This window comes from Thioalkalivibrio sp. ALE20 (assembly GCF_000381405.1).
Classification (GTDB): domain Bacteria; phylum Pseudomonadota; class Gammaproteobacteria; order Ectothiorhodospirales; family Ectothiorhodospiraceae; genus Thioalkalivibrio.
In genome coordinates, this window is record NZ_KB906477.1 from 79,732 (window position 1) to 105,236 (window position 25,505).

The 25,505-nt window shown below is 68.9% G+C and carries 22 protein-coding genes; 12 read left to right on the forward strand and 10 right to left on the reverse strand.

Annotated elements, in window-relative coordinates; all coding sequences use genetic code 11:
- The first annotated feature begins 91 nt into the window (after nt 1-91).
- Nucleotides 92-538 carry a cyanase gene (cynS, locus tag F790_RS0110605; protein WP_018870532.1) on the forward strand — a complete coding sequence of 149 codons (447 nt, stop codon included), beginning with the start codon at nt 92-94 and terminating at the stop codon, nt 536-538.
- A 178-nt stretch (nt 539-716) separates the two neighbouring features.
- Nucleotides 717-3,146, forward strand: a complete 2,430-nt coding sequence (locus F790_RS0110610) for an EAL domain-containing protein (RefSeq protein WP_019589580.1) — start codon at nt 717-719, stop codon at nt 3,144-3,146.
- 42 nt (nt 3,147-3,188) lie between these two features.
- On the opposite strand, the gene amrS is transcribed toward F790_RS0110610, so the two are convergent.
- Nucleotides 3,189-4,301 (reverse strand): AmmeMemoRadiSam system radical SAM enzyme, encoded by a 1,113-nt coding sequence (gene amrS / locus F790_RS0110615; protein ID WP_019022322.1) that lies wholly within the window; start codon nt 4,299-4,301, stop codon nt 3,189-3,191.
- 66 nt (nt 4,302-4,367) lie between these two features.
- Here amrS and amrB point away from each other — a divergent pair, with 66 nt between their 5' ends.
- Together amrB and amrA are read left to right on the forward strand one after the other, a co-directional pair.
- On the forward strand, nt 4,368-5,171 hold the full coding sequence (gene amrB, locus F790_RS0110620; RefSeq protein ID WP_026300872.1) for an AmmeMemoRadiSam system protein B: 804 nt from the start codon (nt 4,368-4,370) through the stop codon (nt 5,169-5,171).
- Nucleotides 5,168-5,764: an AmmeMemoRadiSam system protein A gene (amrA, locus tag F790_RS0110625; protein WP_019022320.1), complete on the forward strand. Its 597-nt coding sequence runs from the start codon at nt 5,168-5,170 to the stop codon at nt 5,762-5,764. Before amrB ends, amrA begins: the two co-directional genes overlap by 4 nt.
- Here the strand turns inward: amrA and F790_RS0110630 are convergent.
- Both F790_RS0110630 and F790_RS0110635 read right to left on the reverse strand, forming a co-directional pair.
- Nucleotides 5,713-8,871: an efflux RND transporter permease subunit gene (locus F790_RS0110630; protein ID WP_019591644.1), complete on the reverse strand. Its 3,159-nt coding sequence runs from the start codon at nt 8,869-8,871 to the stop codon at nt 5,713-5,715. The genes amrA and F790_RS0110630 overlap by 52 nt on opposite strands.
- The gene (locus tag F790_RS0110635) at nt 8,868-9,935 is read right to left on the reverse strand and encodes an efflux RND transporter periplasmic adaptor subunit (protein WP_026332929.1); all 1,068 of its coding nucleotides are present in this window, start codon (nt 9,933-9,935) and stop codon (nt 8,868-8,870) included. Before F790_RS0110635 ends, F790_RS0110630 begins: the two co-directional genes overlap by 4 nt.
- Nucleotides 9,936-10,068: 133 nt before the next feature.
- On the opposite strand from F790_RS0110635, the gene F790_RS0110640 reads away from it, so the two are divergent.
- Nucleotides 10,069-11,214, forward strand: a complete 1,146-nt coding sequence (locus F790_RS0110640; protein WP_019591646.1) for a GGDEF domain-containing protein — start codon at nt 10,069-10,071, stop codon at nt 11,212-11,214.
- A gap of 117 nt (nt 11,215-11,331) precedes the next feature.
- Here F790_RS0110640 and F790_RS0110645 read toward each other — a convergent pair whose 3' ends face one another.
- The 5 genes from F790_RS0110645 to F790_RS0110665 are packed head-to-tail and all read right to left on the reverse strand — an operon-like array spanning nt 11,332 to nt 16,520.
- Nucleotides 11,332-12,297, reverse strand: coding sequence for a deoxyhypusine synthase family protein (locus tag F790_RS0110645; RefSeq protein ID WP_019591647.1), 966 nt, complete (start codon nt 12,295-12,297; stop codon nt 11,332-11,334).
- Between the two features lie 4 nt (nt 12,298-12,301).
- Complete coding sequence (locus tag F790_RS0110650) at nt 12,302-13,279, reverse strand: hypothetical protein (protein ID WP_019591648.1); 978 nt, start codon at nt 13,277-13,279, stop codon at nt 12,302-12,304.
- Complete coding sequence (locus tag F790_RS0110655; RefSeq protein ID WP_019591649.1) at nt 13,266-14,468, reverse strand: glutathionylspermidine synthase family protein; 1,203 nt, start codon at nt 14,466-14,468, stop codon at nt 13,266-13,268. Before F790_RS0110655 ends, F790_RS0110650 begins: the two co-directional genes overlap by 14 nt.
- Entirely contained in the window at nt 14,465-15,460 is a 996-nt protein-coding gene (locus F790_RS0110660) for a hypothetical protein (RefSeq protein ID WP_019591650.1), read from the reverse strand. The genes F790_RS0110655 and F790_RS0110660 overlap by 4 nt, the downstream gene beginning before the upstream one ends.
- On the reverse strand, nt 15,444-16,520 hold the full coding sequence (locus F790_RS0110665) for an agmatine deiminase family protein (RefSeq protein ID WP_019569817.1): 1,077 nt from the start codon (nt 16,518-16,520) through the stop codon (nt 15,444-15,446). Before F790_RS0110665 ends, F790_RS0110660 begins: the two co-directional genes overlap by 17 nt.
- 171 nt (nt 16,521-16,691) lie before the next feature.
- Between F790_RS0110665 and F790_RS0110670 the strand changes: the two genes are divergently transcribed.
- Nucleotides 16,692-17,486, forward strand: coding sequence for a transglutaminase family protein (locus F790_RS0110670; RefSeq protein ID WP_019589591.1), 795 nt, complete (start codon nt 16,692-16,694; stop codon nt 17,484-17,486).
- 39 nt (nt 17,487-17,525) lie between these two features.
- Here the strand turns inward: F790_RS0110670 and F790_RS0110675 are convergent, their stop codons facing one another.
- Nucleotides 17,526-19,055, reverse strand: coding sequence for an AAA family ATPase (locus F790_RS0110675; protein WP_019589592.1), 1,530 nt, complete (start codon nt 19,053-19,055; stop codon nt 17,526-17,528).
- Between the two features lie 139 nt (nt 19,056-19,194).
- Here F790_RS0110675 and F790_RS0110680 point away from each other — a divergent pair, with 139 nt between their 5' ends.
- The 4 genes from F790_RS0110680 to F790_RS0110695 all read left to right on the forward strand — a co-directional run bounded on the left by F790_RS0110680 (nt 19,195) and on the right by F790_RS0110695 (nt 22,534).
- Nucleotides 19,195-19,716, forward strand: a complete 522-nt coding sequence (locus F790_RS0110680; protein WP_019589593.1) for a PAS domain-containing protein — start codon at nt 19,195-19,197, stop codon at nt 19,714-19,716.
- 79 nt (nt 19,717-19,795) lie between these two features.
- On the forward strand, nt 19,796-20,164 hold the full coding sequence (locus F790_RS0110685; protein WP_019022308.1) for a hypothetical protein: 369 nt from the start codon (nt 19,796-19,798) through the stop codon (nt 20,162-20,164).
- A 21-nt stretch (nt 20,165-20,185) separates the two neighbouring features.
- The gene (locus tag F790_RS0110690; RefSeq protein ID WP_026332930.1) at nt 20,186-21,490 is read left to right on the forward strand and encodes a peroxiredoxin; all 1,305 of its coding nucleotides are present in this window, start codon (nt 20,186-20,188) and stop codon (nt 21,488-21,490) included.
- A gap of 81 nt (nt 21,491-21,571) precedes the next feature.
- On the forward strand, nt 21,572-22,534 hold the full coding sequence (locus F790_RS0110695) for an SLAC1 anion channel family protein (protein WP_019591652.1): 963 nt from the start codon (nt 21,572-21,574) through the stop codon (nt 22,532-22,534).
- An 11-nt stretch (nt 22,535-22,545) separates the two neighbouring features.
- Here the strand turns inward: F790_RS0110695 and trxC are convergent, their stop codons facing one another.
- Nucleotides 22,546-22,980 (reverse strand): thioredoxin TrxC, encoded by a 435-nt coding sequence (trxC, locus tag F790_RS0110700; protein WP_019022305.1) that lies wholly within the window; start codon nt 22,978-22,980, stop codon nt 22,546-22,548.
- A 214-nt stretch (nt 22,981-23,194) separates the two neighbouring features.
- On the opposite strand from trxC, the gene proV reads away from it, so the two are divergent.
- Both proV and F790_RS0110710 read left to right on the forward strand, forming a co-directional pair.
- The gene (gene proV, locus F790_RS0110705) at nt 23,195-24,364 is read left to right on the forward strand and encodes a glycine betaine/L-proline ABC transporter ATP-binding protein ProV (protein WP_019022304.1); all 1,170 of its coding nucleotides are present in this window, start codon (nt 23,195-23,197) and stop codon (nt 24,362-24,364) included.
- A 10-nt stretch (nt 24,365-24,374) separates the two neighbouring features.
- Nucleotides 24,375-25,490, forward strand: a complete 1,116-nt coding sequence (locus F790_RS0110710; RefSeq protein ID WP_019022303.1) for a proline/glycine betaine ABC transporter permease — start codon at nt 24,375-24,377, stop codon at nt 25,488-25,490.
- The last annotated feature ends 15 nt before the right edge of the window (nt 25,491-25,505 follow it).

The following is a 25,505-nucleotide window of genomic DNA, read 5'->3' on the forward strand; positions in this document are numbered from 1 at the left end:
GGAGCGGATCCGGTGAACGGCGTCCAGCTGGCACGGGATCTGCAGAGCATTGGGTGGCAACACTGATCCGACACCAACCGGGAGGCCATCCATGACCCTCAGCAAGACCGAAATGACCGCCACCATCCTCGAAGCCAAGGAGGGCCGGTCCGCGACCTGGGCCGGCATCGCCGAGGCCACCGGCCTGCACGAGGTCTACGTGACCTCGGCCTGCTACGGCATGAATCATCTCGACGCCGAGGCGGCCGACCGGCTCACCGCGTTTCTCGATCTCGGGCCCGACGTGTCGAAGGCCCTGCAGGCGTTCCCGCACAAGCACTGGGACAAGACCATCCCCACCGACCCGGTGATCTACCGCTTCTACGAGGCGATCAACGTGTACGGTGACACCATGAAGGCGCTGATCCACGAGAAGTTCGGCGACGGCATCATGAGCGCCATCGACTTCACCATGGACATCGACAAGGTCGAGGACCCGAAGGGTGACCGGGTGAAGATCACCTGGAACGGCAAGTTCCTGCCCTACAAGAGCTGGTGAACACCGGCCACTCGCCCCCTTGCCCGCCCGTGGTCATGGCACGGGCGGGGCTCTGGCGGCCTTTCCTCCCTGCCCTCCCTGCATTTCCCTGCCCCTCGCGGGAACGAAAGGTTCCCGAATCAAACCCTTGTCTGCACGAACGAGCATCCACCGCCCGGTTCGTAGTAGGCTGACCGGCATGCAATGGCTGCCCCGCACCCTTGTCCTGGCCGTGATGCTGCTCCCGTCCCTCCCGGGCGCGGTCGCCGGCGCTCCGGATGGGGCCACGACAGTGGACATCGGTGTGCTCGCAGTGCGCGAGGCAAGCGCAGCGGAGGCCCGCTGGCAACCGACCGCGGACTACCTGACCGAACGCCTTGGCGAGGATTTCGACGCCCGCTTCCGCATGCGGGCGATGAACTTCCCCGAGCTGGAAGACGCGGTTGCGGGGGAAGAGATCGATTTCGTTCTCACCAATACCGGGCACTACGTCCAGCTGGAATACGCCCACGGCATCAGCCGCCTGACCACACTGATCGCGTCACACGAAGGCGAACCGGTCCGGCTGTTCGGCGGCGTCATCTTCACGCGCGCCGACCGCGACGACATCACCGCGCTGGAGGACATCGCCGGCCAGCACCTGTTTGCGGTACAGGAGGGCTCGCTGGGTGGCTGGCATGCCGGGCACGAGGCCCTGTTGGATGCCGGCGTGGATCCGCGCGAGGATCTCGCCGAACTGACTTTCACCGACATGCCGCATGACCGCGTGGTCGAGGCCGTGCTCGACGGCCGCGCGGACGCCGGCACGGTCCGCACCGGCGTGCTCGACCGCATGGCCGGGGCCGGGGCGTTCGAACCCGGCGAGCTGCGGGTGCTGGAACCGCGCGACACCCCCGGCTTTCCGTTCGAGCACACCACCCGCCTGTTCCCGGAATGGCCGTTCTCGCGCATGGAACATGCCGACGAAGCCCTGGCCAACGCGGTAACCGTGGCCCTGCTGGAGATGCCGGAGGGTCACCCGGCAAGCGGGGCCGGCGAATATCTCGGCTGGGCCGCGCCCCTGTCCTACGCCCCGGCGCATGACCTGCTGGAACGTCTGGGCGCCCCGCCCTACGAACGCAACCCGGCCCTGGACCCGCTGCTCTACTGGCGCGAGAACCCGGCGGTCACCATCGCCTTGCTGCTGGGGCTGCTGGCGCTGATGGCCGCGGCGACCATGCGCTACCACCGGATCAACCGCGACCTCGGGCGCGAGGTGCAGCAGCGCCGCGAGGCCGAGACCCGCCTGCGCCGGCACGAGGCGGAGCTGGCGCATCGCGCCAGCCACGACCCGCTGACCGACCTGCCCAACCGGGTGCTGCTGACCCAGCGCATGCGTTCGGCGATCAACACCAGTGCCGAAGATGGCGGGCGGGTCGCGATCCTGTTCCTGGACCTCGACCGTTTCAAGACCATCAACGACAGCCTCGGCCACCAGGTCGGCGACGAACTCCTGAAGATCCTCGCCGACCGGCTCAAGGATCGGGTACGGGCCAACACCATCGCCCGCCTGGGCGGCGACGAGTTCATCGTCCTGCTGGACGATGTCGAATCGCTGGAGGCCCTCGAGGAGCGGGCCCGGGAGATCCTGGCGGTGATCGCCGAGCCCTTCGCGGTGGGCGGGTGGCGCTCGCTGCAGGTCGGAGGCTCGCTGGGGATCACCCTGTTCCCCGATAACGGCGGGTCGCCCGAGGCCCTGATCACCCAGGCGGACGCGGCCATGTACCGCGCCAAGGCCCAGGGCCGCAACACCTACAGCTTCTACAGCGAGGACCTCACCGCCGCCGCCAGCGAGCGCCTGGAGACCGAAAATCATCTGCGCGAGGCCCTGAAGAACGGCCATCTCGAGGTGTTCTACCAGCCGCAGATCGACCTGCGCGAACGCCGCGTGTCCGGGGTCGAGGCGCTGGTACGCTGGCGCGACCCGGACAAGGGGCTGATCTCGCCCGGGCGCTTCATCCCGGTGGCCGAGGAAACCGGCCTGATCAGCCCGCTGGGCGAGTTCGTCCTGCGCGAGGCCTGCCGCCAGGTGGTGGAATGGGACCGGCAGGGCCTGCCGGAGCTGTCGCTGGCGGTGAACCTCTCGGCCCACCAGATGAACGACCCGGCACTGGTCGCGCGCGTGCGCGAGGTGCTGGATTCCACCGGGATGGACCCCGGGCGTCTGGTGCTGGAGATGACCGAAACCACCCTGATCCAGGCCGAGGGCTCGCGCGAGGTCCTGCTGCAGCTCAAGGGCCTGGGCGTGGCGCTGGCCATCGACGACTTCGGCACCGGGTATTCCTCGCTGGCCTACCTCAAGCGCTTCAACATCGACTGGCTCAAGATCGACCGGGCCTTCGTCCAGGATCTGCCGCACGACCCCAACGATGCCGAACTGACCGTGACCATCATCAACATGGCCCACAACCTGGGGCTGGAAGTGCAGGCGGAAGGGGTCGAGACCGAAGACCAGCGCAGCTTCCTCAAGACCCGCTACTGCGACGCCTGGCAGGGTTTTCTGTGCAGCCCGCCGGTCCCGGCGGAGGAACTGCCGCAGCTGCTGGAAGACTGCGAGGGCGGGGTGGCCGCCGCCGGCGTCCCGCGCTGAGGGAATCGCCGAGGGACTCGCCGGGGCGCAGGCCGGCGCCGGTCAGCGGGCAAAATCCGCCAGATGCACCGGCTGGCGACGCGGCCCCCAGTCCCCCGGCCGCGCCTCGAACACCCCGGCAACGGCCGCCCCGCAGGCATTGCAGCAGCCATCGGCGGTGAGGTTCCAGTCCGACAGCCGGTACCAGTCGCGACCGATCAACCGCCGGCCACAGGACGGACACCAGGTGCTCTGGCCCTCGCGGTCGTGCACGTTCCCCGTATACACGTGATGCAGCCCCCGCTCGCGAGCGATGTTGCGCGCCCGTTGCAGGGTCTCCGGCGGCGTGCGCGGGTAGTCGGTCATGCGGAAGTCGGGGTGGAACGCGGTGAAGTGCATGGGCACGTCCGGACCCAGGTGCTGATACACCCAGTCGGCCATCGCCACGATCTCGGGATCGCTGTCGTTCTCTCCGGGGATCAGCAGGGTGGTGATCTCGGTCCACACATCGGTCTCGTGCACCAGCCACTCCAGGGTATCCAGCACCGGCTGCAGATGCGCCCCGGTCAGGCGGTGGTAGAAGCGCTCGGTAAACGCCTTGAGATCCACGTTGGCCGCATCCATCGCGGAGAAGAACTCGCCGCGCGCGGCCTCGGTGATGTAGCCCGCGGTGACCGCCACCGTGCGGATCCCGCGCGCACGGCAGGCCGCCGCCACGTCGATCGCGTATTCGTGGAAGATGACCGGGTCGTTGTAGGTGAACGCCACCGAGCGGCATTCCAGCTCCTCGGCCGCCCGCGCGATGGTCTCCGGATCCGCCCGGTCGGCGAGGGTATCGACCTCGCGCGACTTGCTGATGTCCCAGTTCTGGCAGAACTTGCAGGCCAGGTTGCAGCCGGCGGTCCCGAACGACAGCACCGGTGTCCCCGGCAGGAAATGGTTCAACGGCTTCTTCTCGATCGGATCCACGCAATAACCGGAAGAGCGGCCGTAGCTGGTCAGCACGACCTCGTCGTCCAGCCGGGCACGCACGAAACAGGCGCCGCGCTGCCCTTCCTTCAGCTTGCAGAAACGCGGACACAGGTCGCACTGCACACGGCCGTCGTCGAGGGCGTGCCAGTAGCGCGTGGACACCGTGAAGGCGTCGTGCTGCGGAGTGTCGGTCGTACGGCTCATACTCTTGAATGTGGCCCCCGAGGTCCCACAATTCAAGCCATGAGTCCCGATATTGTGGAGCCCGACATGTCCGCCACCGCCGCCATCCGCGAACCCGCCGTCGCCGGGCGCTTCTACCCCGCCGATGCCGCCACCCTGCGGCAGATGGTGGAGGGCTTTCTCGCCGAGGTGGCGTCGCCGGAGGCAGATGCCCCGGCGCCCCGGGCGATCGTCGCCCCGCATGCCGGTTTCCCGTTCTCCGGGCCGGTCGCGGCGGCAGCCTACGCCCGGGTGCGTCCGCTGGCCGGCCGCATCCGGCGGGTGGTCCTGCTCGGGCCCTCGCACCGCGTGCCTTTTCGCGGAATCGCCACCACCGACAGCGCGTACTACCGCAGCCCGCTGGGCGACATCCCCGTGGACCGCGAGGCCGTGGATGCCCTCGCCGGTCTGCCCGGCGTGCAGTGCCTGGACGCCGCCCACGGCCCGGAGCACAGCCTGGAGGCCCAGCTGCCGTTCCTGCAGGTGGCCCTCGAGGACTTCCGCCTGGTCCCGCTGGTCGTCGGCGATGCGTCCCCGGACCAGGTCGAGGCGGTGCTCGACCGGCTGTGGGACGACCCGGAGACCCTGGTGGTGGTGAGCTCGGACCTGTCGCATTTCCACGACGAGGCCACCGCGCAGCGCCTGGATGCGGCGACCCAGCAGGTCATCGAGCGCATGGATGACACCGCGCTGGGGCCGGAAGACGCCTGCGGCTGCCGCCCGCTGGCCGGACTGCTGCGGGCCGCGCGACGCCGCGGACTGGGCATTACCACCCTCGACCGGCGCACCTCGGCGGATACCGCCGGCCCGCGCGACCAGGTGGTGGGTTACGGCGCCTGGGCCCTGCAATGACGGTCCCGTTCGAACCCGATACTCCGGCGCGTGAACGGCTGACCGGACTGGCCCGCGACGCCATCCGCCACGCCGCCGGTGACGGCCCCGCGCCCGAGCTCCTCGCGAAGGCGGAACCCGCGCCCCTGAATGCCCCCGGGGCCAGCTTCGTGACCCTCAAGTGCGGGGGCGAACTGCGTGGCTGCATCGGCTCGCTGGAGGCGCGCCGTCCGCTGGCGGAAGACGTGCTGCACAACGCAGTCGCCGCGGCCACCCGCGACCCGCGCTTCCCGCCACTAACCGCGCCCGAACTGGCAGGACTGGAGTACTCGGTGACCCTGCTGGGGCCGTCCGAGCCACTGGAGGCCACCAGTCGCCACACCCTGCTGGACCGGCTGCGCCCGCGCGAGGACGGGCTGATCCTGCAGGCGGGGCCGCGGCGCGCCACCTTCCTCCCGGCGGTCTGGGAATCCCTGCCCGATGCGGAGGCCTTCGTCGACGCCCTGCTGCGCAAGGCCGGCTTGCCGCGCCATCCGTGGCCCGAGGGCCTGCAGGCCTGGCGCTACGGCTCGCTGGAGTTCCCCGGACGCATGGATACGCGCAATGACTCATAGCGCCCGCGCATGCGATCCAGCAGCACCAGCATCGCCGGGGTGAACAGCAGGGTCAGCGGGGTCGCGAACAGCAGCCCGCCGGCGATCGCCGTTGCCAGCTGGATCCAGAAGCCCGTCACCGGTGCACCGATGTAGAAATCCCGGCCGGCGAAATCCACGGTCCAGGCCAGCACCATCGGCAGCAGGCCGAGGATGGTGGTGATCGCGGTCAAAAGTACCGGCCGCATGCGCTGCGCCGCCGCCCGCAGGGCCGCCTCGTGCGCCGTCAGGCCGCGACCGCGCTGTTCGTTGTAGTTGTCGATCAGCACGATGTTGTTGTTGACCACGATCCCCGCCAGCGCCAGCACGCCGATCCCGCTCATCACGATGCCGAACGGCTCACCCCGCGCCAGCAGCGCCAGCAGAACTCCCGCGGTGGAGAACACGATCGCCGACATCACCAGCAGCGCCTGGGAGAACCGGTTGAACTGGGTGACCATCATCGCCAGCATCAGGAACAGCGACATCGCGAAGGCCCCCAGCAGGAAGCGCGCGGCCTCCTCCTGCTCCTCGGCCTCGCCGCGGAACCGGATTTCCACCGCGTCATCCAGCTCGAGGGTGTCCAGCCGTGCCTGCAGCGCGCGCACCCGTTCGTCCACCAGGTAACCGGGCGCGGCATCCGCCTCGATAGTGTAGGCGCGCTGGCCGTCGAGGCGCTTGATCAGCCCGGTGGCCGGGACCGGCACCAGCTCGGCGAAATTCGCCAGCGGCACCAGCCCGCCCGGCGCCGGCAGGTTGAGATTGGCCAGCTGCTGCAGGTGGCGCTGCTCGGCCGGCAGCCGCAGGCGGATGTCCACCTCCTCGTCGGTGAAATCGGGGCGCCAGCTCCCCAGCAGGATGCCGTCGGTCAGCAGCTGCACGCCGTCGCCCAGCATCGGCACGTCGACGCCGAAACGCGCCGCCTGCTCGCGGTCGAAGCGCACCTCCAGCTCCACCCCGGGCAGCGGCAAGTCGTCGCCGATGTCCTCGAAGCCCCCCAGTTCGTCCATCTGCGCGCGGATCTCGCGGATCACCGGCGGGATGCGCCCGGGCTGCTCGCCGGAGGCGACGATGCGGATCGGCCGGCCCTCGCCCGGGCCGTGTTCCTGCGCCCGGAACTGCAGCCGCAGTCCGGGCAGATCCGCGGTGCGCTCGCGCAATTCGGCGATGACCGCCTCCGCCGGCGGGCGGGTGCGCCAGTGGGTCAGCTCCAGCTGGATCACCCCGACCACGTCCTCCGGATAATCGCCCTGCAGGCGCGCGAGCTGGGTCCCGAGGGTGCGGGCATAGGCGTGTTTCACCTCGGGCGACGCCATCAGGCGGCCCTCCACCTGGCGCACCAGCGCGTCTGCCTCGCGCACCGAGAGATCGCCGCGCGCCTGCACCTGGACCTGCACGTTCTCGGGCTCGATCGACGGGAAGAACTCCACCCCGCGACCGAAACTCGCATAGGCGGCGTACGCGAGGACCAGCAACCCGACCGTGGCCGCCAGGGTCAGCCCCGGCCGGTCCACCAGCGGCCGCAGCATGCGAATGTAGCGGGCGGTGATGCCGTGCAGTTCGGCGAAGCGACCCTCCTCCGCCGCGCGCACGAAACGCGTCTGTTCCGCGTTGATCGGGCGCGACGGGCCGATCACCGAACCCAGCACCGGGATGAACACCAGCGCCATCGCCAGCGACGCGATCAGGGTCACGATCACCGTGGCCGGCAGATAGACGATGAACTCGCCCACCATCCCCGGCCAGAACAGCATGGGTGCGAACACCGCCAGGGTGGTCGCGATGGCGGCCGTGATCGGCCAGGCCATGCGCTGGGCCGCGGCGCGGAAGGCCTCGACCCGCCCGCGCCCCTCCGCGATATAGCGGTCCGCCAGTTCCACGACCACCACCGCGCCGTCCACCAGCATCCCCACCACCAGGATCAGCGCGAACAGCACGACGATGTTGAGCGTGAAGCCCAGCAGGTGAATGGCCAGAATCCCGCCGAGGAACGCGCCGGGGATCGCCAGCCCCACCAGCAGCGCGGCGCGCCCGCCCATCATCACCAGGATCACCAGGGCCACGATCAGCACCGCGGTGATCACGTTGTTCTCCAGGTCACCCAGCAGATCGGCGACATCCTTCGCCTGATCCTGGGTATACGTCACTTCCAGCGAGTCGGGCCATTCGGCGCGCGAGGCCTCGATGGTCGCGCGCGCGACCGACACCACTTCGAGGATATTGGCGTCCGTCTGCTTGCGGATCTCCAGCGACACCGACGGCTGCCCGTCGATGCGGGTGAAGCCCTCCGGATCGCGATAACTGCGGCGCACCTCGGCCACGTCGCGCACGCGCACCACGGTGTCGTTCTCCACCCGTACCGCGGTGTCCAGCACGTCATCGATGTCGTCGATGGTGCCCGGCACCCGCAACGGGATGCGTCCCACCCCGGTGTCCACCGCGCCGGCGGCCACCAGCCGGTTATTGCGTTCGATCGCGCGACTCAGATCGCCGAAGGACAGCTCGTAGGTCTCCAGCACCAGCGGATCGACCAGCACCTCCATCTGCTCCTCGCGGTCGCCGCCGATGTCGGCCTCCAGCACGCCCGGCAGCGCCTCCACGCGGTCGCGCAGCTCGCGTGCCAGGCGCACCAGCGTGCGCTCCTCCAGCGGCCCCGAGAGATTCACCGTCACCACCGGAAACAGCGACAGGTCCACCTCGGACACCGACGGCTCCTCGGCCCCGTCCGGCAGCTCCGGACGAACCAGATCGACCTCCTCGCGCAGATCCGACAGAGCCTGGCGGTTGTCCCAGCCGGGTTCGAAATCGATTCGCAGCAGAGCGAAACCCTCGCCGGCCCAGGACTGCATCTCGTCCACCCCCGGCAGCCCCTGCAGCTCCCGCTCCAGCGGCTGCACCATCAGGCGTTCGGCATCCTCCGGCGAGATCCCCGGGTAGGGCACGGAAACGAAGAAGATCGGGATGTCGATCTCGGGAGCGGCCTCCTTCGGCGCCACCACCCAGGCCATGGACCCGGTGACCAGGATCAGCAGCAGGAACAGCAGGACCGTCCGGGCATGCGTCACCGCCCAGGCGATCAGCGCATTCACCGCTCGGTCTCCCCGGCCGCCTGCGGACGCACCCGCTCGCCCTCGGTTACGAAGCCCTGCCCCACAGTGATGACCCGGACCTCGTCCGGCAGACCGGTCACCCACACGCCCTCGGCCGCAGTACGCACGACTTCCACCGGGTGGAAGACCACCCGATCGGCGTCGTCCACGGTCTTCACCCCGACGCGACCGTCATCGCCCAGGGACATGACCGCCGGCGACACGCGATGGGCCCGGACGATGTCGGTGGGGATCTCCACACCGGCGCTGAGGCCCGACGGCAGCGCACCATCGGGATTGGGGACCTCGACCTCGAGACGGAAGGTGCGGGTGCCCGGCTCGGCCACGCGCGCGACGAAGCGCACCTCGCCCTCCGCGGTGCGCCCGTCGAGGAAGCGGATGCGCGCCGTCTGCCCGCGTTCGACCCGCCCGATCTGGTGCTGCGGCACCTGCACCACCGCCAGCAAAGGGTCGTTGTCGATGATCTCGGCCACCGGGTCACCACGGCCGACGAAATCCCCCGGTTCCGCCAGCCGCTGATGCACGATACCTGCCAGCGGCGCGCGGATGCGCGTGTTGCGCAGATCCAGCTCGGCCGCCTCACGCGCGGCACGCGCCGCCTCCAGCTCGGCCTCGCGCGCATCCAGCGCGGTGCGCGAGGCGTGCCCCTGCTGATGCAGACGACGGGTCGCCTCGAAGTCGCTCTCGGCGCCGCGTTCGCGCGCAATGGCCTGGCGACGCTGTGCCTCGCGGTCGTCGATGCGCAGACGGGCCAGCAGGTCCTCCGCTGCCACCTCGGCCCCCCGTGTCACCGCCCATTCGGCCACCTGCCCGGCGGTCTCGGCGCGTACCCGCACCCGCTGGTCGGGTTCCACCTGTCCCTGCAGGACCAGGATCCGCTCCACCGGTTCGGCCGCCCGGGTTTCCACCGCCACCGCCATCGGCTGCGCCGCACGGGGCTGCGGCTCTGCGGGCGGCTCGCGGGTCAGCACACCCGAGGCGATCCAGGCCACCGCCAGGAGCACGATGCCCCCGGCCGCGATCCACCGTCCGTATCCCGCCATCATGGGTCACCTCTCGCCATGGCCCGCCCGCGTTCGAAATGTCACTATGACCCATCACTATAAACGGGGCGGCCGCCACCTGTCGGCCGGGACCCCGGCAACGGACCCCGTGCCCGCACGCGACCGAACCCCGATGACCGAACAACCGGACGAATCCAGCACCGAGATCCGCGAACTCCGGGCCCGCAAGCGCCTGGTGTATGCCCTGGTGCTTGTCGGCGGGATCGCGATCACCCTGCTCAGCTGGTGGTTCCGCGGTCCCGACGATCCCTTCCTGACCCGGGTCTATCCGCCGTTCGCGGCTGTCCTCGCCGGGCTGCTGGTGGTGCTGTGGCGGCAATGGCTGACGCTGGAACACATCGAAGGGCTGATGGTACTGGTCGCCTCCGCGCTGATCCTCGGGCGGCTGGCCTGGCACATGCACTTCGCCGCCGGGATCGAGCAGCAACTGATGGTGCTGATCGGCGGCCACTTCTGGGCGGTGGGACTGCTGGTCGCCGGCGCCTTCGTGATGCTCGACCGGCGCCGCGGCGTGATCGCCGGGCTCGCCATCCTCGGGCTCTCGATCCTGCTGACGGTCACCGGGATCCTGCGGGAATACATGGCAGCCACCCCGCCCGCGGCCGAGACCCTGATGTACCTGGTGCGCGTACATGTGTTCCTCGGGCTGCTGCTGGCCCTGCTGGCCGGGGTCGCCGGGATGCGCGACCAGCTGCAGCGCGCCCTGCTGCGCGCCGAGATCCTGCACGACTGGGCGACCACCGATCCGCTCACCGGGCTGGCCAACCGCCGCGCCGCCGAGGCCGGGCTGGAACGCGAGATTGCCTATGCGCGCCGCTACGGGCAGCCAATGAGCGTGATCATCGCCGATCTCGACCATTTCAAGGACGTGAACGACACCCACGGCCATGCCCATGGCGATCGGGTGCGGCGCGAGGTCACCGCCCGGCTGCAGGCGCGCGTGCGCGACAGCGACCTGACCGCCCGCTGGGGCGGCGAGGAACTCCTGGTGGTCGCCCCCGGCATCGACCTGCGGGAGGCCACGGCGCTGGCCGAGCGCTGCCGGCGGGCCTTGGCCGAGGAGCCCGTGGCGGGCCTCGGCATCACCGCCACCCTGGGCGTAGCCGAATTCACCCCGGAAGACGACCGCGAATCTCTCGTCGCCCGCGCCGACCGTCAGCTCTACGCCGGCAAGGCCGCGGGCCGCAACCGCGTCGTTCCCCCGCCCGACCCGCTACCGGGCCCGGACTCCGGCACGACCCCGCGCACGACCACCTGAACGCATTCCCGCGAGCGGCGCATGCTGGACGCCGTCCCGTTCGCTATTCGGCGCCGGCCGCGTCGCCTTCGGGCTCTTCGCCGAACCACACCAGGGCATATTCCTCCGACAGTAAGGTCAGTCCTCCAGCATGTAGGCCAGGATCAGTGGCGCGACGATGGTCGCGTCGGAGTGGATATCGAAGCGCGGGGTCCCGGGGCGCAGCTTGCCCCAGGTGATCTTCTCGTCCGGGGGCGCACCGGAATAGCCGCCATAGGTGGTCTCGGCATCGGTGACCTGACAGAAATAGCCCCAGGTCGGGGTATCTTCCAGTCCCAGCTCGCGGGTGATCAGCGGCACCACGCAGATCGCGAAGTCGCCGGGGATCCCGCCGCCGATCTGGAAATAACCGATCCCGGGGGCCGGGTCGCAGTTCTCCAGATACCAGCGCACCAGCCGGTTCATCTGAGCCGTGCCCGGCTCCACGCAGTCATGACGGGCCACGTCGCCGCGCATGACCGCGGCGGAAAACGCATTGCCGGTAGAGGAGTCTTCCCAGCCGGGGGTCCAGATCGGGACCGCGTGTTCCGCAGCCGCCAGCAGCCAGCTGGCCTCGGGCTCGATGAAGCGTTCGCGCAGCCACGCATCGTGCAGTACGTCCTGCAGGAAATCGGCGGGCGAGGCCTGGCGCCCGGATCGCGCCGCTGCCTCCCAGCGCCGGATCAGCAGCGACTCTATCGGCTGCATCGCCGTCTCGGGGATCCCGGTGTCCGTCACCCGGCTGACCCCGCGGGCGTACAGTTCGGCCTCGCGCTGCGGCCCCAGGGTGCGCCAGTCCGGCAGGGTCTCGTAGGTGTCGGCGCCGATCAGGCGAAAGGCGTCCTCCTCGAGATTCGCGCCCGTGCAGGCGATCCCGTGGATCAGGCCGGCGCGGATCGCGCGCGCGAGGATGCGACCGAACCCGGCGGTGGACATCGCTCCCGACATCGACAGGAACATGCGCCCGCCGGCGTCGGCGTGGTCGCGCCAGGCGCGCGCGGCGGCGCGCAGCTCGCGGGCGTTGAAATGCCCGTAGTGGCGTTCGATGAACTCCGCGACCTGCATCCGCTCAGCCCCCGGCCCCGGCGCCCGAGTAGACGCCACCCGAGCTGCCCCGCTCGGAGATGGCCTGGCCGAAGCCCCCGCGATCGGAGCGGTTGTTCACCCGGCCGGCGATGGACCCGCCCGGCGCCGGGATGATCAGCATCGGGATCACCCAGGTCTCGGGGTCGCCCAGGGTCATGCGGGCGGTGTCGAAGCCGGCGGTGTAGAGCTCGTGCAGCCAGTTGGCCAGATCGTCCTCGGGCGTGGCGTCGGCGTCCGCGGCCACGTGCACGACCCGCGCGATACCGGCGGAACGCAGGCGCTCCGGCCCGGGGAGAATGGAGTCATCGATGAAATAGCGGTTGTCGTAATCGCCCGCCTCCGGCTCGGCTTGCGTCAGTCGTCGCGCATCGCAGACCCACACCGGCGGCGCGTCCGCGGGCACGCCGCGCGCCCAGCGCGCCGCCACCCGCGGCGCCATGGTCACCATCGCGTTCACGACTTCACGCGAGTCGACCATGATGCGGGGATCCCCCGCGTGCGGCGGCGCGGCCGTGGGTTCCGCGTCCAGCCGGCGTATCATGCCCGCGGGCTCGGAGTTGGCCCGCGGCCAGTGATCAAAGGTCGCGATCAGCTGACAGGTCCCTTCGGCAAACAGCGTCGCCGCCATCTGCACGCTCAGACCGCCCGGCAGGTCCACCACCGTCAGGGTATCCGGACGCAGCCAGTCCCAGGTGCCCGGGGGACGCTCGGCGGCAATCCGCTCGTGCAGCTGCTGCTCGTGTGGCTGCAGCTTGAGGCGATCGATCCCGGCAAACAGCGTCGGGCAGTGATACGGCCGCCACGGCCCCTCCGGATGCGGCCCGTACAGGCGGTACAGCCGTTCATGGTGCATGTAGTCACGCCAGTCTTCGGAGACCGTCTGCCCCTCCACCGGCGGTGCGGCATCGGGGTCTTCGGTGCCGGCCCCCAGCGGGGATCCGAGGCGCTCAAGCAGTTTCAACCATCGTTGGGACATAATTCGCATCGTGCCGGATGACGGGGTGGCGGCTGACCCGGGTGTGATACCCGGCGAATTCGCCGTCCACGAGAAAGACCCCCACCACCGGGTAGCCCATGCCATGGGAAAACCACAGCGGTGCGGGTTCGAAGAATTCCTGCAGGACGAAGCCCTGCGGGTCCTGCAGCGCGGTATCCAGGGCCTCTTCCCAGGCCTGCGCCGACAGCGCGGCGCCGATCCGGATGCCCTCGCCCATGCGTCCGTAGCTGCGTTTCAGCACCCATTCCTCGCGCTCGGCCAGCCAGGCGTCACGCCCCTCCGCCCGGGGATAGCACGAACGGGTGAAGTCACGCGCCAGCGTGGCCTGCGTGGCCTCGGACAGGCCCAGCGCATGTTCGGCCGGAGCCGCGTGAAAGCGCTTGCTCTCCGCCACCACGGCGGTCAGCGGGTTCATGCAGGGCACCTCCTGCGCAACCCGCAGCCACGCCTGCGGGTCGGGCAGCCCGGGAATCCATTCCGCGGGGTAATGCCGGAACAGCGCATCCACCGGCCGATCGAACAGGTGCGGACGGCCACCCCGCCACTGCAGGTTGGCCGGCGAGCCGATGACCGTCGCATGCCCGGCCGCCTCCAGCCACCGCGCCACCGCGGCAACCTGCTGCAGATCCACCGACCAGGCGGTTGCGTGGACCAGACCGATGCGCGGCCACGGCGCCAGCGCGGCAGTGATCGCGGCGGCCAGATCCCCGGCCGGCTGCATCCCGCGCACGCCCGTGGCCGCGGCAACGGTGGCGTCCAGCTCCGCGGTCTCGGCCAGCCCGCCGGGCACGTCCTGGTTGAACTCGCTGATCCGCCAGCATTCGTCGGTGCTCCAGTGGAAGTCGCAGCGCGTCAGCCGCGGTCCGGGCGCGGGCGCCGTGACCACGACCTCGCACAGTTCGGCCGGCACGCCCACCGCCTCGAGACAGGCCGGCTGCGCGCGCACCGCCTCCTCCATCTCGCACTGTGCCGCCCAGGCGGTCTGCGCGCGCCGCACCAGCGCCCGGTGCTCTTCGGCGCCCAGCACCAGAAAATCCGGCAGCACCGTGGGTTCGCCGGCCTGGTGCATGTCCCACTTGCCCAGCTGCAGCGACAGCCGATCCAGCAGGCGGCTCGCCTGCGGCGGCTCCAGCGGCCAGGGCTCGGTCCTCACCCGCGCAGTCCCAGCAGGGTCGAGACCAGCGGTGCCAGCACGACCCCGCCCAGCGCCAGCAGGATGTAGACCACGCCCTCACGATCGCGCGACCGGACCGCCGGCACGCCCTCGTCTCCGGTTTGATCACCGGCCTGATTACCGGTATGGAGCGGCGCGGGCGGGCGCATGACCTCGTGGCCCAGCACCGGCAGCGCGATCACGCTGAAGCCGATCAGCGCATCACCGAATCCGCGATAGTCGCCGTGCACCGCGTAGGTCAGGGTGATGGCGCAGGCGATCATGAAATAGGCGGCCGCCTTCGCATCCTCCATGTTGCGGTCACGCACCACGCGGCGGTAGAAATCGGTCTTCTCCCGCCGGATCCACAGCCCCAGGGTGACGACCAGGATCAGCCAGCCCATGCCGAAGAACCACGGGGTGATCCACCAGCCGTCCTCGTAGCCCGGCAGGACCTCGAAAATCCAGCCGTACTCCAGCCCGCCGGCCTCCAGATCGCCCCAGCTCGCACCGCCGAAGATCATCCCGGTCGCCAGCACGAACGCACCGAGAAAGACTCCGGCGGCGAGATTGCCACGCTCGAACACGTCCACCTGCAGGCGCGGGCCGAACAGCTGCCCGGCCACCTGGCCGAAGACTTTGATCGCGGCGAACGCCATCAGGGCGTAGAGCACGAACCAGAACCCCTCGATGGTCGGGTCGGCGTGATGCACCAGCACCCACAGGCACCAGGCAAAACCGAGGATGATCCCGAGACGCACCGCGCCGATCGCCGCATTGCCCCGCCGATACAACGGGTGCAGGCGCGAGGCACGGTTCCAGAGCAGGCCAAAGAAGGAAATGACCAGCGCCATCCCGAACACCACACCGGTGTCCGGCCAGAAGATGTCGGCCTCATAAAAAAAGACCGCAGACAGGGCGCCGACCCACACCCCGATCATCAGGGGCCCGACCATCTTCTGCAACAGATAGACTTTATGATCCGTGTACATCTCGCGCCCCATCCGGAAACACGCCCAGCGGCTGGGCCAGACAATGAAAGGCACCGCCCAGATGCACCAGCGCGCGGGCATCCAGCCCCACCGGCCGGTGGCCCGGCAGGCAGTCGGCCAGCACTCCCAGCGCGACCGCATCCTCGGGCACGCCGAACTGCGGCACGATCACGCGCCCGGGGGCGATGTAGAAATTGGCGTAACTCGCCGGCAGCCATTCATCATCGGGACCCTGCAGCACGGGGGCCGGCAGACTCACGACCTCGGGCGGGCCGGTCACCAGGTCCAGCGCGCTCAGACGCCGATGCATGTCCTCCAGCATCGCCGCGTCCGGATGCGCCCCGTCCGCCGAACGCATCGACACGATGCGATCCGGGGCCACGAAACGGGCCAGGTTGTCGATATGACCGTCGGTATCATCCCCGCTCAGGCCACGCGGCAGCCAGTGCACACGCCGCACGCCCAGGGTCGTGCGCAGGGCCCGTTCCATCTCCGGCATGTCGGGATTGTCACGCGCGGGCGCGCCCAGCACCGATTCGGTGGTCAGCAGATCTCCGGCCCCGCTGGATTCCAGGGCCCCGCCCTCCAGCGTCAGCGGCAGACGCTCGCGCCGCTGCCCCCAGCGACGCGCCAGCAGCAGCGGGACCAGCGCATCCAGTTCGCAGGGGTGCTTGTTGCCCCAGCCGTTGAAGCCACCGTCGACCAGCAACATCCGTGAACCCTCGCGGACCCACAGGGGACCGGCATCGCGCATCCAGATATCGTTGACCGGCAGCGGCTCCAGCCGCAGCGAGATCCCGTCCTCGCCCCCCAGCAGCGCAGCCGCATCTTCGCGTTCCTCGGGCGATACCAGCACGCAGACGGGTTCCACCTGGCGCAACTCGGCGACCAGCGCGCGAAAGGCCGCCAGCACGCCGGCGTACTGCCCGCGCCAGGCCTGCTCGGCCGACGGCCAGGCCAGCAGCGTTCCGGCCCGCGGTTCCCACTCCGCAGGGAACCGCCGCGCGGCGCACCCGCAACGCTCGGCGTCATCCGCTTCCGTGGGCAGCACTGCCCGCATCGCCTCTCCCCCTGTTCCCCCTGTCGACAGCCCGAAAGGGCATGCCGTCGACGCGGGATCATGCCACAGCGTCGTGTGTCCCTCTACCGGGCCCCTCCACCGGGAGGTCGCCACCCGGGTTACACTGCGGCGAACTGTCACCACAACCGCGGGCAAGGGGCCGGAATCATCATGTGGCTGAGGGTCACCACCGAACTCGAGATGAACCTGCAGGTGGCCAGCCCGATGCTGCTGCTTCTGCGGCCGCACAGCGACGCCCACCAATGGGTGGCCAGCGACCGCTACCGGGTCACCCCCGACATCCACGTCGCCGAATACACCGACCGTCACGGCAACCTGTGCCAGCGGCTGATGGCGCCCGCCGGCCCCTTCGCGGTGCACGTCAGCGCGGATGTCCGGATCCGCCCGGAGGACATCGACGTCACCGACGCCCCGTTCGTGCCGGTGGAACAACTGCCCGACGAGGTCCTGGTCTATCTCCTGCCCAGCCGCTTCTGCGAAGCGGACCGGCTGGGCGCCCGGGCATGGGAGATCGTGGACGGGCGACGGCCCGGCCACGAGCAGGTGACCGCGATCTCGCGCTGGATCCATGAGCACATCCGCTACTGCCCGGAAACCGACCCGGCACCGATCTCAGCCAGCGAGGTGCTGAACCGGGGCAGTGGCGTGTGCCGCGATCTGGCCCATCTCGGCATGGCGCTCTGCCGCAGCCTCAGCATCCCCGCGCGGCTGACCGTGGGCTACGTGCACGGGCTGGAACCGATGGATCTGCACGCTTGGTTCGAGGCCTGGGTCGGCGGACGCTGGCACACCTTCGACCCGACCCAGGCGCAGCCAGGCAACGGCCGGGTGCGCCTGGCCTACGGCCGCGATGCCGCCGATGTCCCGCTTTATCATCTGTTCGGGCCGCCGGCGATCCCCACCCGCATGGAGGTATCGGTGGAGCCCCTGACACCGACCGACTGACCCGGGCGCCAGTGGCCGGAGCCAGCCTCGGGAACCGGCTCAGGAACCGCCGGGTTTCTTCTTGCTCTCGGACTTCGAGGCATTCACCGCGCGCTTGAAGCTCCAGTTCCGCAGCTCGCGGATCTGCTCGACCATGGTCTTCGACAGCGGCACCGTGTTGATGGCCGCGCGGATGATGTCCTTCTGGTTGAAGGCGCGGTCTTCGCGATAGGCCTCGATGCGCGCCGAACGCACCACCTGCTCGATCTCGGCACCGCTCCACTCCTTGGTAGTGGCGGTCAGATACCCCAGGTCGAACTGGCCCGGATCGCCGCCATGACGGCGGATGTGCAGCTCCAGGATCTCGCGGCGCTCGTCGGCATTGGGCAGGTCGAGGAAGAACAGCTGGTCGAAGCGCCCCTTGCGCATCAGCTCCGCCGGCATCAGCTCGATGCGGTTGGCGGTGGCCGCCACGAACACCTTGGGCGACTTCTCCTGCAGCCAGGTCAGGAAGCTGGAAAAGATGTTCACGTTGCCGCCGCTGCCGGTGGAATCGAAGCCGAAGGCGTTCTCCAGCTCGTCAATCCACAGCACCACCGGCGCGATCTCGTCGGCGATGCGGGTCGCCCGGGCGAACGCGTATTCCGGCGTGCCGAAACTGCCCGACAGCACCAGGCTCATGTCCAGCCGCGCCAGCGGCAGGTCCCAGGCCGCCGCGATGGCCTTCGCCGCCATACTCTTGCCGCAGCCCGACACCCCCATGAACAGCACCCCGGCGGGCAGCGGCACGCCGTCCTCGTAGGCCTTCTCCGAGAACAGGTCGGCGCGCGTGGTGACCCATTCCTTGAGCACATCCAGACCGCCGATGTCCTCCAGCGAGCGCTGCGGCGGGTAGAACTGCAGTACGCTCTCCTTGCGCAGGATCTGGCCCTTCTCCTCCTGCACCTCGCGCAGCAGGGTATCCTCGTCGACGTCCTGCATGCGCAGCAGGCGCGAGGCGAGGTGGCCGGCCTCGTTGAGCGACAGCCCGCGCATGCCCGCCGCCAGACGGAACAGCAGCTCGCGCGAATGGGCCTCGGCGCCGCGACGCCCCTCGAGGAACTCCAGCAGTTCCTCTTCGGTGGGCAGATCCACGTCGACCAGGAAGATCTCCTTCTTGATGATGTCCGGCAGATGCAGCTGCGGGCAGCTGACAAACACCACATTGCTGGTGCCTTTCAGCTCGTAGTAAAGATCACGCAGCCCGCGCACCAGCCCGGGGCGCTGGTCGAACCACACCGGCAGATCCTTGAACAGACTCATGCGCGGCGGATCACGATGCCCCGCGATCCGCGCCAGCGCGTCCTCCGGATCGTGGACGGCCGGCTCGGCCTCCACCGCCGCGCCGGAAACCGCCTCCTCCGGGGCGGCAAAGCCGCGCGCGGCGGACCATACCTGCAGACGCCCCTCCTCGCCGTAGTACTTGCGGGCCACCTGCTGCAGCAGCCGCTCGATGCGGTCCTCGTCCCAGCCCTGCAGGTAGATAATGGGATAGCGCGAACGCAGCCCGCGCAGGATCCGTTCCACCGTCGGATTCCGCTTCCCCGCCATGAGCGCTCCTGGTTGTGGAAAACAGGCCCCAGTATAGACCGGCTCCCCGAGCGCCCCGATACCCGCCCGCGCCGGCTTCCGGTTTGACCGGCACCTGATGGTTGTGATTCTTTTCACTCAACAGAACGAGGGGGCCAGCATGGTCGACCGCAGCCTGACCGGGCACGAAATCATTCTCGAACCGCACGACACCATCCAGTCCCGCACCGATACCCGCGGCGTCATCGACCTGGCCAACCACACCATGGTGCGTATCTCGCAGTACAGCCGCGAGGAACTGATCGGCGCCCCCCACAGCATCCTGCGCCACCCGCACATGCCGCGCGCCGCCTTCTACGCGATGTGGCAGATCATCCAGGGCGGCGACGAGTTCTTCGGCTTCGTCAACAACCGCGCGAAGAATGGCGACAATTACTGGGTGTTCACGCGCGTCGCGCCGCGACTGGCGGCCAGCGGCGAGATCACCGGCTACAGCTCGGTACGCATCCGCCCCAAACGCGAGGCCGTCGAGGAATGGTCGAAGATCTATGCCGACATCCTCGCCGTGGAACAGAAATATCCCAGGGAAGAACAGGTCCAGGCCGGCTATCAGGCGATCCAGAAAGCCATGCGCAAGCGCGGTTTCCGGCACCTGACCGACTGGGTCATGAAATCCGTATAGCGCGGGGGTATGTTGCAGCACGGACGCCGCCGGCGTAACGTTTGAGTCCGTGAGAACAACGTTTTCGAGGCCTCGATCCATGCACGCCATCCAGGAAGATCCCCGGCAACAGGAACGCGAGCTGCGCGCCCGGCGCCGTTCGCTCAACCTGCTGGTGGCAGCCACCGCCGCGGTGCTGGCGTTCTGGGCCCCGCCGGGCTACGACTCCCCTGTGGCCACGGTGACCCAGGCGGAGTGGTCTCAACTGGACTGGCCGGGCAGCGAAGCGCCGGGTTCGGCCGAGGTCACGGAATTCCGCCCGCAGCTCCCGCCGCCGGGCGTGGATGCCGATCAGGTCACCATGGAAGAGAGCGACGACACCATGGTGCTGACCCTGGATCGCGAGCTGGAGCGCACCTCCGGCGACCTGCGCTCGCGTGACCGCGTCGAGCGCACACCCGCCGACTGATCTTCCTCTCCGCAAGCCCGGATGAGGCCCCGAGGCGTTCGCCTGCCCGTCCTTCGGCTGCTGCCGGCGCTGTGCCTGCTGTTGCTGACGGCCGGCATGACCGGGTCGGGAATGGCCCTTGCCGATTCCCCGGCCGCCACCACCGTCACCGCCGGGGGTGAGCCCGTCCCGGTGCAGCGCTACTCCGCCGAACACGGTCCCGTCCTGCTGTGGTTTCCCTCCGAGCATGGCCTGCAGGACGAGCACCGCCAACAGGCCCTGGCCCTGCAGGCACGCGGCGTCGAAGTCTGGCTGGCGGATCCGTTCACCGGGCATTTCCTGCCGGAGGCCGCCTCGTCGTTCGACGACATGCCGCTGGGCACCGTCCCGGATCTGCTGGACGCCGCACGCGAGGAGACCGAACGCCCGGTGTTCGTCTTCGCCAGCGACCGCGCCTGGCCCTGGCTCCTCACCGGGCTGCACCAGTGGCAGCAGGCCAACCCCGGCTCGGAAGATCTCGCCGGCGTGCTGATGCTCAGCCCGTTCCTGCATACCGGGGCGGACGCCGCCGAGCCCGAGCTCCAGCCGATCGTCCACTACAGCAACCTGCCGGTCTTCATCCTGCAGCCCGTACAGTCTCCGCAGTTCCAGCACCTGGGCCGCGTGCGCGCGGCGCTGGCCGATGCCGGCAGTTCGGTGGGCGTGAGGCTGCTCCCCGAGCTGCGCGACCGCTATTTCTTCCGGCCGGACGCCACCGCCGGCGAACGCCTCGCACGCGAGGCACTGCCGGGCGAACTGCTGCGCGGCATGGACCTGCTGGCCCGCACACCCTCGGCACGCGAGCCGCGCGTGCCCGCGGCGGATGTCGATCTCGCGGTGCGCACCCCGTCGGGCACCGACGCCCGCCTGAATCCGGTGGAAGAGCAACCGGACGCGCCGGAACTGATCCGTCCCGATCTGGCCGGTGAGGAACACGACCTGCGCTACTACCGCGGCGAGGTCATTCTCATCAACTTCTGGGCCAGCTGGTGCCCGCCCTGCGTGCACGAGATGCCGTCGATGCAGCGCCTGGAAGACGAACTGCGCGACGAGGGCTTTCGCATCCTCGCGGTGAACCTGGGCGAACCGGAGGACACCATCCGCGCGTTCATCGAGGACGAGGTGCAGACCGACTTCACCATCCTGCTCGACCCGCAGCAGGAATCGCTGGAAGACTGGCGCGCCCTGGCCTTCCCCACCAGCTACGTCATCGACCGCGAGGGGCGCGTGCGCTATGCCCTGTACGGGGCCATCGAATGGATGGAACCCGGGGTCGTCGAACAGATCCGCGGCCTGCTGGAGGAGTAGCCGGCAAACGCCGGGCGCGAACGTGCACATTGATCGGCGTTTCCCTAGGATACGGGCACCACAATGGAAGCGAGGACGATCATGACGGAAAACACCGAGGGACGACTCCCTAACCTGCCCGTACCCCTGTTCGCCACCGTGATGGGCATGGCCGGCCTGACACTGGCCTGGCGCACCGGCGAAATCGTCTGGGACGGCCCGTCCACGATCAGTGCGGCACTGACCGGACTGACCACGGTGCTGTTCATCTTCCTCGCGATCGCCTACCTGTCGAAGCTCAAGGGCTGGCCGGACAAGGTGAAAGAAGAATTCAACCATCCGGTGAAGCTCAACTTCTTCGCCGCCACCTCCATCTCGTTGATCCTGCTGTCGATGCTCTGGCTGCCGGTCGCCGAAGGCTGGGCGCTGGCCCTGTGGATCGTCGGCGTGATCGCCCATCTGCTGCTGACACTGGTCGCGATGGCGCGCTGGACCGGAGCCCAGCCGATGCCGATCGAGTCGATCAACCCGGCCTGGTTCATTCCGGTGGTGGGGAACATCCTGATCCCGCTGCCCGGCGTGGCCTTCGGCCTGATCGAGCTGTCGTGGTTCTTCTTCAGCATCGGCCTGGTGTTCTGGATCGTGCTGATGACGCTGGTGTTCTATCGCTTCATCTTCCACGATCCGCTGCCCGAGCGCATGATGCCGACCCTGGCCATCCTGCTGGCACCCCCGGCGGTGGGCTTTCTCGCGTGGATCGAACTGACCGGCGAGGTGGACGCCTTCGCGCGCATCCTCTACTACACCGGCGCGTTCCTGTTCCTGCTCCTGCTGGTGCGGCTGCCGGCGTTCTTCCGCCTGCCCTTCTTCCTCTCCTGGTGGGCCTATTCGTTCCCGGTCGCGGCGTTCAGCATTGCCACCATGGAATTCGGCAGGCATGCGGCCCGGCCGCTGATGGAAACCCTGGGCGTGATCCTGCTGGCCCTGACCACCATCCTGATCGTCGGCCTGGCGCTGCGCACCCTGAAGGCGGCCCGCGCCGGAGAGATCTGCCGCCCCGAGTAGGCCGGGACGCGTCAGAGTTCGTCGCGGACCCAGCGGATGATGTCGGGGGCGCGCATCGCCCCCGGCTGCCGGGCCACCTCCCGGCCCTGTTCGAACAGGGCGAGGGTCGGGATACTCCGGATCCCGAACCGTTTGCCGAGGGTTTCCTGGGCGTCCGTGTTGATCCGCACCAGCCGCACCCGCGGCTCCAGCTCGGCGGCCGCGAGCTCGAATTCGGGGCCCATCATCTTGCACGGCCCGCACCACGGCGCCCAGAAATCGATCACTACCGGGATGTCGCTGCGCTCCAGGTGACGGTCGACATTGTGTCCGTTGAGCTCCGCAGGGCGCGCGATGAACAACGCCCCGTGGCATCGGCCACAGCCCGGCGCCTCGGCAATGCGGCCGGACGGAATCCGGTTCACCGAATCACAATGCGGGCAGACGACATGCAGCAATTCATTCATACTTGCCTCGAGATACCGAGCGTTCTTCTCTGTATAGCAGTCCGGCGCCGAAAAGACCGGGACGGGCACCACAGATCCATGCACTTCCCTGCAAATACGGGGAACACGTTGCAGGAAAGCGACAACTTCTGTATCAGTATATGCGGAACCGCCGGAAGCACCCGGTCCGCGAGCCGCACCACAACGCCCCACCCGAACCCCGAACGGTACGCGCATGAGTGACAAGCTCGTCGTAGAAGATCTCTACAAGATTTTCGGGCCGCGCCCGCACCGCGCCCTGGAACTGATGGAGCAGGGTCTGGACAAGGATGCGATCTTCGCCCGCACCGGCAATACCGTGGGCGTGCGCGAGGCCAGTTTCAGCATTCGCGAGGGCGAGGTCTTCGTGATCATGGGTCTGTCCGGTTCGGGCAAGTCGACCATGGTCCGGATGTTCAACCGCCTGATCGAGCCCACCGCCGGACACCTGTACGTAAACGGCGAGGACATCACCCGTATGAGCCGCAGGCAGTTGATCGACCTGCGCCGGCGCGACATGTCGATGGTGTTCCAGTCGTTCGCCCTGCTCCCGCACAAGACCGTCATCGAGAACGCCTCGCTGGGCCTGGACGTCTCCGGTTTCGATCGTGCCCGCCAGCACGAACGGGCCCTGCAGGCCCTGGAGGCCGTGGGGCTCGGCGCGCACGCCAACAGCTACCCCGACGAACTCTCCGGCGGCATGCAGCAGCGTGTCGGCCTGGCCCGCGCCCTGGCCACCGACCCCACCATCCTGCTGATGGACGAGGCTTTCTCCGCGCTGGACCCGCTGATCCGCACCGAGATGCAGGACGAGCTCATGCGTCTCCAGCAGGAAAAGAGCCGCACGGTGGTGTTCATCTCGCACGACCTCGACGAGGCCATGCGCATCGGCGACCGCATCGCGATCATGCAGGGCGGGCAGGTGGTCCAGATCGGCACGCCGCAGGAGATCGTGTCGAACCCGGCCAACGACTACGTCCGCTCGTTCTTCTACGGCGTGGACGTGAGCCAGGTGTACTCCGCCGGCGATATCGCCCGCCACGATGCCATGCCACTGCTGCAGACCGGGCAGGCGGACGCCGCCGGGGCCCGGCAACAGCTGGGTGCCGATGGCTGCGCGGTCCTTCTGGACGAATCGGATGGTTTCCGCGGCCTGGTGTCCGCCCGCAGCCTGGCGGACGCCGCCGATCTCGACGCCGCACGCATCGACGGCATCGACACGGTGGAGGCCTCTACCGCCATGTCCGATGTCCTCGGCCGCGCCGCCGCCAGTGACTGGCCGCTGGTCGTGGTGGAAGACGGCCGTTTCATCGGGACCCTCTCGCAGCGCGACCTCCTGCAAACCCTCGACCGGACCCATCAGTAGGCCCACCCCCATGACGCAAGACGAACCGGACCTCCAGGACCACGAAACCATCGGGCCGCTCGAAGCACTGGCCGAGTGGTTCAACGAGACCGTACTGGAGCCGATCACCATCGGTGACTGGATCGAGGACGGGGTCGACTGGATCAGCGACAACCTCCAGGGACTGCTGGACGGGATCGAGGCGGTCATCCGCGCCCTGGTGGACGCGACCGAATTCCTGCTTCTGTATCCGCTGTGGCTGACCGCCTTCCTGATCGCCGCGGGCGTGTGGATGCGCTTCGGCATCAAGGCCGGGGCCATCACCACCGGCGTACTGGCCGCGGCCTTCGGGCTCGGGGTGTTCTCCGAAACCGTGCAGGCGCTGCTGTGGTTCCCGCCACCCTGGGTGCTGGCCGTGCTGATCGTGCTGGGCGGGATATGGCGCGTGGGCTGGCGCTTCGGGCTGTTCGCGGCGGTGGCGCTGCTGCTGATCTTCTCGATGGAGCTTTGGCCGGAGACCATCCGCACCCTGTCGCTGGTGGTCGCCTCGTCCATCGCCGCCCTGATCATCGGCCTGCCGATCGGCATTGCGATGTCGCGCAACGACACCGTGGAGATGCTGGTGCGCCCGGTCCTGGATCTGATGCAGACCATGCCACCGTTCGTGTATCTGATCCCGGCGGCGATCTTCTTCGGCCTGGGGACCGTGCCCGGCGCGATCGCCACGCTGATCTTCGCCATGCCGCCGGCGGTGCGTCTGACCAATCTCGGCATCCGCCAGGTCAGCCGCGAGCACGTGGAGGCGGGACAGGCTTTCGGCTGCACCCCGCGTCAGCTATTGTTCAAGATCCAGCTGCCGCTGGCGATGCCGTCGATCATGGCCGGCATCAACCAGACCATCATGCTGGCGCTGTCCATGGTGGTGATCGCGTCGATGATCGGCGCCGGCGGCCTCGGCGGCACCGTGCTCACCGGCATCCAGCGTCTGCAGGTCGGCGTCGGCTTCGAGGGCGGTCTGGCCGTGGTATTCCTCGCGATTCTGCTCGACCGTATCAGTCAGAGTTTTGGCCAGCGCCGGCGCGAGGGCAATGCCTACGGCAATCTGCTGCGCTGGTTCTTCAGCGGCCGGCAGAAGGCCGATGCCTGATCATCCGTTCATCCA

Excerpts from the sequence above, each read along its gene's own strand:
- cynS (WP_018870532.1), top strand. The coding sequence starts at position 92 with ATGACCCTCAGCAAGACCGAAATGACCGCCACCATCCTCGAAGCCAAG.
- F790_RS0110610 (WP_019589580.1), top strand. The coding sequence starts at position 717 with ATGCAATGGCTGCCCCGCACCCTTGTCCTGGCCGTGATGCTGCTCCCG.
- amrS (WP_019022322.1), bottom strand. The coding sequence starts at position 4,301 with ATGAGCCGTACGACCGACACTCCGCAGCACGACGCCTTCACGGTGTCC.
- amrB (WP_026300872.1), top strand. The coding sequence starts at position 4,368 with ATGTCCGCCACCGCCGCCATCCGCGAACCCGCCGTCGCCGGGCGCTTC.
- amrA (WP_019022320.1), top strand. The coding sequence starts at position 5,168 with ATGACGGTCCCGTTCGAACCCGATACTCCGGCGCGTGAACGGCTGACC.
- F790_RS0110635 (WP_026332929.1), bottom strand. The coding sequence starts at position 9,935 with ATGGCGGGATACGGACGGTGGATCGCGGCCGGGGGCATCGTGCTCCTG.
- F790_RS0110640 (WP_019591646.1), top strand. The coding sequence starts at position 10,069 with ATGACCGAACAACCGGACGAATCCAGCACCGAGATCCGCGAACTCCGG.
- F790_RS0110645 (WP_019591647.1), bottom strand. The coding sequence starts at position 12,297 with ATGCAGGTCGCGGAGTTCATCGAACGCCACTACGGGCATTTCAACGCC.
- F790_RS0110660 (WP_019591650.1), bottom strand. The coding sequence starts at position 15,460 with ATGTACACGGATCATAAAGTCTATCTGTTGCAGAAGATGGTCGGGCCC.
- F790_RS0110665 (WP_019569817.1), bottom strand. The coding sequence starts at position 16,520 with ATGCGGGCAGTGCTGCCCACGGAAGCGGATGACGCCGAGCGTTGCGGG.
- F790_RS0110670 (WP_019589591.1), top strand. The coding sequence starts at position 16,692 with ATGTGGCTGAGGGTCACCACCGAACTCGAGATGAACCTGCAGGTGGCC.
- F790_RS0110675 (WP_019589592.1), bottom strand. The coding sequence starts at position 19,055 with ATGGCGGGGAAGCGGAATCCGACGGTGGAACGGATCCTGCGCGGGCTG.
- F790_RS0110680 (WP_019589593.1), top strand. The coding sequence starts at position 19,195 with ATGGTCGACCGCAGCCTGACCGGGCACGAAATCATTCTCGAACCGCAC.
- F790_RS0110685 (WP_019022308.1), top strand. The coding sequence starts at position 19,796 with ATGCACGCCATCCAGGAAGATCCCCGGCAACAGGAACGCGAGCTGCGC.
- F790_RS0110690 (WP_026332930.1), top strand. The coding sequence starts at position 20,186 with ATGAGGCCCCGAGGCGTTCGCCTGCCCGTCCTTCGGCTGCTGCCGGCG.
- F790_RS0110695 (WP_019591652.1), top strand. The coding sequence starts at position 21,572 with ATGACGGAAAACACCGAGGGACGACTCCCTAACCTGCCCGTACCCCTG.
- trxC (WP_019022305.1), bottom strand. The coding sequence starts at position 22,980 with ATGAATGAATTGCTGCATGTCGTCTGCCCGCATTGTGATTCGGTGAAC.
- proV (WP_019022304.1), top strand. The coding sequence starts at position 23,195 with ATGAGTGACAAGCTCGTCGTAGAAGATCTCTACAAGATTTTCGGGCCG.
- F790_RS0110710 (WP_019022303.1), top strand. The coding sequence starts at position 24,375 with ATGACGCAAGACGAACCGGACCTCCAGGACCACGAAACCATCGGGCCG.